Origin of the sequence: Bacteroides sp. An19, from assembly GCF_002160215.1 — a bacterium.
In the GTDB taxonomy this organism is placed as follows: domain Bacteria; phylum Bacteroidota; class Bacteroidia; order Bacteroidales; family Bacteroidaceae; genus Phocaeicola; species Phocaeicola intestinalis.
In genome coordinates this window covers 202,297-208,435 of sequence record NZ_NFKD01000001.1, presented here as the reverse complement: position 1 = coordinate 208,435, position 6,139 = coordinate 202,297, and the positions used below count along the sequence as shown (strand labels likewise).

General features: G+C 52.2%; 12 protein-coding genes. 10 read left to right on the top strand and 2 right to left on the bottom strand.

Going from position 1 to position 6,139, the window contains the following annotated elements; all coding sequences use genetic code 11:
* The first annotated feature begins 523 nt into the window (after positions 1-523).
* The 10 genes from B5F25_RS22190 to B5F25_RS01065 all read left to right on the top strand — a co-directional run bounded on the left by B5F25_RS22190 (position 524) and on the right by B5F25_RS01065 (position 5,305).
* Entirely contained in the window at positions 524-706 is a 183-nt protein-coding gene (locus B5F25_RS22190; protein ID WP_206423522.1) for a hypothetical protein, read from the top strand.
* Positions 703-912: a hypothetical protein gene (locus B5F25_RS01105; protein ID WP_087247070.1), complete on the top strand. Its 210-nt coding sequence runs from the start codon at positions 703-705 to the stop codon at positions 910-912. Before B5F25_RS22190 ends, B5F25_RS01105 begins: the two co-directional genes overlap by 4 nt.
* Positions 900-1,094: a hypothetical protein gene (locus B5F25_RS01100; RefSeq protein ID WP_087247068.1), complete on the top strand. Its 195-nt coding sequence runs from the start codon at positions 900-902 to the stop codon at positions 1,092-1,094. Before B5F25_RS01105 ends, B5F25_RS01100 begins: the two co-directional genes overlap by 13 nt.
* A complete protein-coding gene (locus B5F25_RS01095; RefSeq protein WP_087247066.1) occupies positions 1,094-1,330 on the top strand; it encodes a hypothetical protein in 237 nt (78 codons plus the stop codon). The genes B5F25_RS01100 and B5F25_RS01095 overlap by 1 nt, the downstream gene beginning before the upstream one ends.
* Positions 1,327-1,563, top strand: coding sequence for a hypothetical protein (locus tag B5F25_RS01090; RefSeq protein ID WP_087247064.1), 237 nt, complete (start codon positions 1,327-1,329; stop codon positions 1,561-1,563). Before B5F25_RS01095 ends, B5F25_RS01090 begins: the two co-directional genes overlap by 4 nt.
* 150 nt (positions 1,564-1,713) lie before the next feature.
* Complete coding sequence (locus B5F25_RS01085) at positions 1,714-1,911, top strand: type II toxin-antitoxin system HicA family toxin (RefSeq protein ID WP_087208082.1); 198 nt, start codon at positions 1,714-1,716, stop codon at positions 1,909-1,911.
* 45 nt (positions 1,912-1,956) lie between these two features.
* A complete protein-coding gene (locus tag B5F25_RS01080) occupies positions 1,957-2,370 on the top strand; it encodes a CopG family transcriptional regulator (RefSeq protein ID WP_087247062.1) in 414 nt (137 codons plus the stop codon).
* 122 nt (positions 2,371-2,492) lie between these two features.
* A complete protein-coding gene (locus B5F25_RS01075) occupies positions 2,493-3,044 on the top strand; it encodes a hypothetical protein (RefSeq protein WP_087247098.1) in 552 nt (183 codons plus the stop codon).
* A 34-nt stretch (positions 3,045-3,078) separates the two neighbouring features.
* A complete protein-coding gene (locus B5F25_RS01070) occupies positions 3,079-4,422 on the top strand; it encodes a hypothetical protein (protein ID WP_087247060.1) in 1,344 nt (447 codons plus the stop codon).
* Between the two features lie 55 nt (positions 4,423-4,477).
* Entirely contained in the window at positions 4,478-5,305 is an 828-nt protein-coding gene (locus tag B5F25_RS01065) for a hypothetical protein (protein ID WP_087247058.1), read from the top strand.
* A gap of 55 nt (positions 5,306-5,360) precedes the next feature.
* Here the strand turns inward: B5F25_RS01065 and B5F25_RS01060 are convergent, their stop codons facing one another.
* Both B5F25_RS01060 and B5F25_RS22105 read right to left on the bottom strand, forming a co-directional pair.
* Positions 5,361-5,810, bottom strand: a complete 450-nt coding sequence (locus B5F25_RS01060; protein ID WP_087208092.1) for a DUF5053 domain-containing protein — start codon at positions 5,808-5,810, stop codon at positions 5,361-5,363.
* 44 nt (positions 5,811-5,854) lie between these two features.
* Positions 5,855-6,025 carry a hypothetical protein gene (locus B5F25_RS22105; protein WP_164488567.1) on the bottom strand — a complete coding sequence of 57 codons (171 nt, stop codon included), beginning with the start codon at positions 6,023-6,025 and terminating at the stop codon, positions 5,855-5,857.
* Positions 6,026-6,139: the final 114 nt, after the last annotated feature.

Here is a 6,139-nt window from a genome sequence, read left to right as displayed (position 1 = left end):
AACCAAGATCAGGAAGAAAATTAATGCCAGACCGAGAGAAAAACTCAATTTCTCGACTCCGGCTGAGGTCTTTTTCAAAAATATTTCGTAATGTTGCACTCGCTGGTTGACTCTGCCTTCTGTCATAATCGTAATCTTTTCCGCAAATTTACGCATTTTTCTCTTTGCCGTTCCAAAAACTATTCCTATATTTGCAGTGCCAAACTTTTATATGATATTCATATCCGCAGGGCATCCGGTTAGATGCTCAATACGAAATTGGGCTTTTTTTATGTCCATCGGTTTGCTCGCCTCATTCGTGAGGTGCCCAAATCTATATACGAAACTTACGGCTGTCTTTTCCCTACATATTATGCTCTTCGGAGAATAACATATGAGAGTTTGGCGACTTTACGGGAAACAGGCAGCCGTTCGTGTATCCATACGTAAACTTGCCTGTACACAGCCAAACTCTCATATGTTTATGAAAAAAGAAATGATTCTCGGCACGAAGAGCATGCCGACCGCTCACAAAATAAATGTCGTGAGCAAAATCCGTGAACTCGTCAACCGGACGCTTCCGTCCGAATGCCAAATCCAGACAACGCAAGACGCATGGTACGTGGGCGCCATCGGCGCGCTCTGCGTCACCTTCCTATTCCCGCCAGCCGTGGCGGTAGCGGCTTATTGCGTGTACCGTGCCAAACGGGAAGGAGGTGAGCGATGAACGATAAGAAATTAATCATCTGCAAAAACATTGATATATCCATGGACGGTGCAGAAAGTATAACGTATCAGATTATCGCCAAGGAACCTCGTATGAATCGGGACGTGGCAATGCTTACCCTTACGCTGGAAGAATTGGAAACCTACGTGAACACGATTTCCGCTTTCTTGGACAAAGAGAAAGGAGGTTTGCGATGGACAGAGTAGATACCTGTTATGTCACTAAAGTAGATGACACCGGAAACAAAGGGCATAAGGAAGTGACTTATACAGTGGCTGTCGATGAATCTGACGGCACGTTAGAATGTATTTCTTTCCGTCAGTTAGAAGAACTGGCAGAATTCTTGTATACCTACGTAAAACAAGAGAAAGAGAAGGGAGGTGAGTAATGAGAAAGAAGAAATTAGAGGAAATCAATCCCCGTGAGTCGGACATCTACGTGGAATGCTCCCTCCACATCAACGAACGAGGTGTGTCGAAATGGGGTTACAACTTATCCCTGTTCGGCAAATATGTCTACGTTGACGGAGAAATGAATGCTGAAGACATTCGCCTGCTCGTTCGCAGCCTTACCGCCGCACTGAAAGTCACCGGAGAATGGAAAAAAAAAGGAGGTACGAAATGAACGACTACGAAGACAACTACGAACTGCAATATTACTTCAACGGGCTGGAGAATCTGACGCAGTTCCTGCAGGTGGTAGAAGAAATCTCTGCCGAAACCGGCATGAGCGACTGGGTGATGACACACCGCGGCATCCGCATGGCGTACTGCTGGCAGGATGCCAAGGCGGTCATCAAAGGAGCGATGACCGAAGAGACGTACATCGTGCGCAACCGGCTGCCGGAAGTAGGTTGAGTCCCTCGGCGATAGCTTCTTCTTTTATTGTACCCGGCTGTTCTTCACGGACAGCCGGGTATATTCTCCTAAATAGTATAAAATAATACACCATCCCTTTGTAGATGATATAATATTTTATATCTTTGCAGTACACTCAATAACCGATGAATGAAGAAATATAAAGTCAGAGAAGTAATCAGGATGCTGGAAGCCGACGGATGGGTCAAGATAAAAAGCGGAGGGGGTGACCACCGGCAATTCAAACACCCGGACAAGCCGGGTAAGGTGACGGTAAGGGGACACGAAAGCGAGGTCTTGAGCCAATTCCTGCTAAACAGCATTTGGAAACAGGCGGGGTGGAAATGACCTGCCCCTTTCTCTTATATAAATAATAGCAGGAGGATAGATAATATGGAAAAGATTCACGTAAAAGTAGATTGGTGCGAAAAGAATTATGCCGCAGTGACTGAATGTGAGGCCCTGAACGGATTAGTAACCGTAACCAACAAAACGTATGAGGGGCTGATGAAGGATTTGGCAGAAGCCGTGCGGTTTCATGTAGAAGGCTGCACGGAAGACGGTGATGCCATGCCGGAATGGCTTGCCGCAGGAAATTACGAGTTTGATGTCGAGCTGGGAACCTCTGCCTTGCTGCGCAAATGCGAACAATTCACCTCGCTTGCCGCTATCTCGCGGGCATCGGGCATCAGCCAGCAACAGCTTTCACACTATGCAAACGGTTTGCGAGAGCCTCGCCAAGAGCAACGCCGCCGCATCGTAGAAGGCATTCACCGCATCGGAAAAGAATGTCTGGCAATAATGTAGTTTTATTGACACACAGCTACACCTCAGAGCCGGTGCAGTATGGAGGCTTCCCCGGGGGAAGCCTTTTTTTGTGTCCTTTCCGCCGTACCGCTGTCTGTTTACTTTTGCCGAAAAAACAAGCTATGGGAGCAAATGCAGAACGAATGGCAGGGTATTACCGGCGCAACCGGCGGAAGAAACGGGGCGAATGGTATCCCATCGAACTCTACGTGGAAGGGGATACAGGCATCACGCAGCAGTGGGAACGGCAGCAAGACAAGGAAGCCGTAGCCCGCTTCAACAGCAACGTGCGCCGCTGGGGAGACACGGTGAACGCAGCCTTGCGGAGCAGCATAAGCCATTGGATAACGGAAGACACCCGCCTGTCCGCCTCGCTCGTGCAGAACTACCGCCACTGGGGCAAGGCTCCGCAGGCGGGGCAGGAAATCACCAGCATCGGGTTCGGGTTCGAGGAGGCGGGCTTGTACGTCCATCTGGGCGTAGGGCGCGGATACAACCGCGAAGGAGGTACGGTGGTGGTGACCAAGAAGCACAACCGCGACAAGATGGAGCGCAGTCCCAAGCCGTGGTTCGACCCTGTCGTCGAACAGCATATTCCTGCGTTGCAGAAAATCGTGCAGGACTATTGCGGCACGCTTTTCATCAACACCACCCGCATCCTGATAAACCGTTGACTTCTTAACTTCTTAACTCCTTAACTCCTGAACAATGAAACATATCGGAAAATTCTCATTCGTAGACACCGCCGCCGGGCAGTATGCCATCCACATGGACTGGAGCGGCGCCATGAGCCAGTTTTTCGACCTTGGCGGCGAGAACTGGGACGGCGACCCCGTCAGCGTGGCGGGCGAACGGGTGGTGCCCTGGGGCAAAGACAACAACCTGCCCAACGCCATCCGCAACCTGCTGGAGCGCAACAACCTGGGCCCGGGAATCCTCGACCGCAAGACGGGGCTGCTGTACGGGCAGGGACCGGCACTCTACCGCATCGCCATAGAGAACAACGAGCGTGTCCAGCGATGGGTGGAAGACGCGGAGATACAAGACTGGCTGGAGTCGTGGGACTACCGTGCCTTTGTGCGTGCCGCGCTGGTAGAATATACCCACCTGAACGGCGTGTTCGTCAAGTACCGCATGGGGCGCGGCGTGCGCATCGGTCGTCCGTGGGTGGCGGGGCTGGACTGCCTGCACTCGCAGGAATGCCGGCTGGTATGGCCGGCTAACGACAGCCGGAGGCTGGAAGACGTGACCCACGTGCTGACCGGTGACTTCGACGCGTTCCGCAGCCGCACGTTCCGCCGCTATCCCGTGTTCGACAAATGGAACCCCTCGCGCCACGAGACCGCCATCCGCTACCACTCGATGCGTTCGTTCGGGCGCAACCTGTACGCCATTTCCTGCTTCTACGGCTCGGTGCCCTGGCTGGAGAACGCCAACGACCTGCCCCGCATCATCCGCCACCTGAACGAGAACATGATTGCGGCGGCATACATCGTGCACGCCCCGGGTGAGTATTGGAATGAGAAAAAAGACCTGGTGAGGGAACTGCATCCCGACTGGACCGAAGAGCAGGTGCAGCGTGAGATCTTGAAGCTGAAAGACGAACTGACGCAGACCATTGCCGACGTGATGGCAGGAAAGGCGAACGCGGGCAAGTTCTTTTCGTGTGTGGACTTCACCGACCCGCAAGGCAACCTGCAGAGCTGGAAGATAGAGCCTATCGAGATGAACATCGACAAGTACATCGACGCGCAGGCGAAGATAAGCCGTATCGCCGACAGCTCGACTACCAGCGGCTTCGGGCTATCTCCTGCCCTTGCCAACATCATCATCGACGGCAAGAGCGACAGCGGCAGCCAGATGCTCTATGCCCTGAAGATATTCTACGGTGCCGACACGCAGATAGCCGAAGACATCGCCCTCGAAGCCGTAAACGACGCCATCCGCATCAATTTCCCGGACAAAAAAGGCATCTTCCTCGGGCTGTACCGCAAGGTCATCAACAAGGAAGACAACGTGAGCGCAGGCGACCGGGCTTCGAACCAGGTATAAGGCTTATTCATCACGGAGGGATAATGTGGAATTCAAGTAAATTGTAAATACTCAAATGGCAAATGAATTAAGTTTCCCCGACTGCTGGGAAGAGGTGACACCCGAAGAGTGGGTGTACCTCCTGAAGTTAAGGCACGCACTGAGGGTACGGCGGGGTGTATCGCTGCAGGATATCCGCCGTGCGTGGTGTGCCTTTGTGCTGAAGCGGCGCGGCTACAGGTTCCGCCGCAAGCACGAGACAGACGACATGAACCTGGTGGACAGGCTGGCAGGCACGCTGGGCTGGATGTGGGTGGTGGACGACGAAGAAGGCTGCGTTGCCATGGACTTCCGCACCACGAAGAACCTGCTGCCGGAGTGGCAAGGGCTGCGCGGTCCGGCAAGCCACGGTGCCGACCTCACTTTCGGCGAGTTCCGCTACGCCACTGCCGCCATGAACCTGTACACCACCGACCATTACGAGAGCGACCTGCTTGCCCTCACCGCCACCCTGTACCGCACACCCGGTACCGGCGGACGGCGCATCCCCTTCTGCCGGGACAACATGCCCGGCTACATGCGCGATGCCGTGAAGATGCCCGGCTGGATGCAGTGGGGCGTATACGTGTGGTTCGCTTATTTTTGCGAATACCTGTTGTCAGGCAGTTTCGTCATCGACGGTCAGGAAGTGACCTTTGCACCCGTTTTCGGCCGCCGCGAGCCGGATGCACCCCGTTCGTCCGCGCAAGACCTGGGGCTGAACAGCATCCTCTATACCGTGGCAGAGAGCGGCGTGTTCGGCACGGCAGACGATACCGACCGCACTCCGCTGCTCCGTGTCCTCCTCAAACTGCTCGACGACAAGCAGCGAGCAGACGAAATGATGAAGCGGATGAAGAGATGAAAAAAATCCCCGCAGCGGCTCGACTGCGGGGACGGATGTTCAAACAAGATTGTTCTTAACCGAGTTTCAACGATGTCTGGTTCAGCATCGCTCCAATGTCATCCAGTGCATGCCTGAATGTTTGGAGTTCACTTTCGGTAAAATGAGCCTTTTTCCCGTTCACGACATAACCGTTAATGCGTTGGTATAACCAGTTACGGCTTTTGCCAAAGTATTTCTTTGCAATGTAGCTGAGCGATATGGCTTCCGGCAGCTCGCCGAGCTTATCCCGTAGGATAGCTTCGTCTGCCCGGTTGATAAAATCGTTGCAGGCATCCACTGTCGCTTGGAATCCGGCTTCAGCCTTTTCCCTGTAAAGTGCTTTCTCTTCATCAGACATACGTGCGTAGTTGGCTTCCATTTCTTTTTTGAAAGCATCCCTTTCCTCCTGGGTGCGCAAGGTCTTAAAACGTTCGAACGCTGCTTTCATTTCCGGAGTAGGCAGGCAATTATCCCAATTTATCATATTTTTGTAGTTTTAAGCCCTCCCAGTGAAGGGAGGGCGGTTAATCATTCATGTTCCAATTTCTCTTTAATCTCGAGCATCCGGTCCAAGATATCGTCTATCAACTGCTTCCGCTCTTTTACGTCTTCGGGTATTCCGTAAGATTCATGAAAGGAAATCAGAAGTTTCAGGTTCTCGTACTCTTGCTCTAACTGTTTTTTTTCTTCTTCTTTCATCGATTTAAACATTAAATTAAGAACTCTTGTTTGACACTACAAAGATAATACGCTTTTGCTTATTATGCAAATGATTATTGGTTTATTTACTTGCATCCTCTCTTTTTTTGTGTC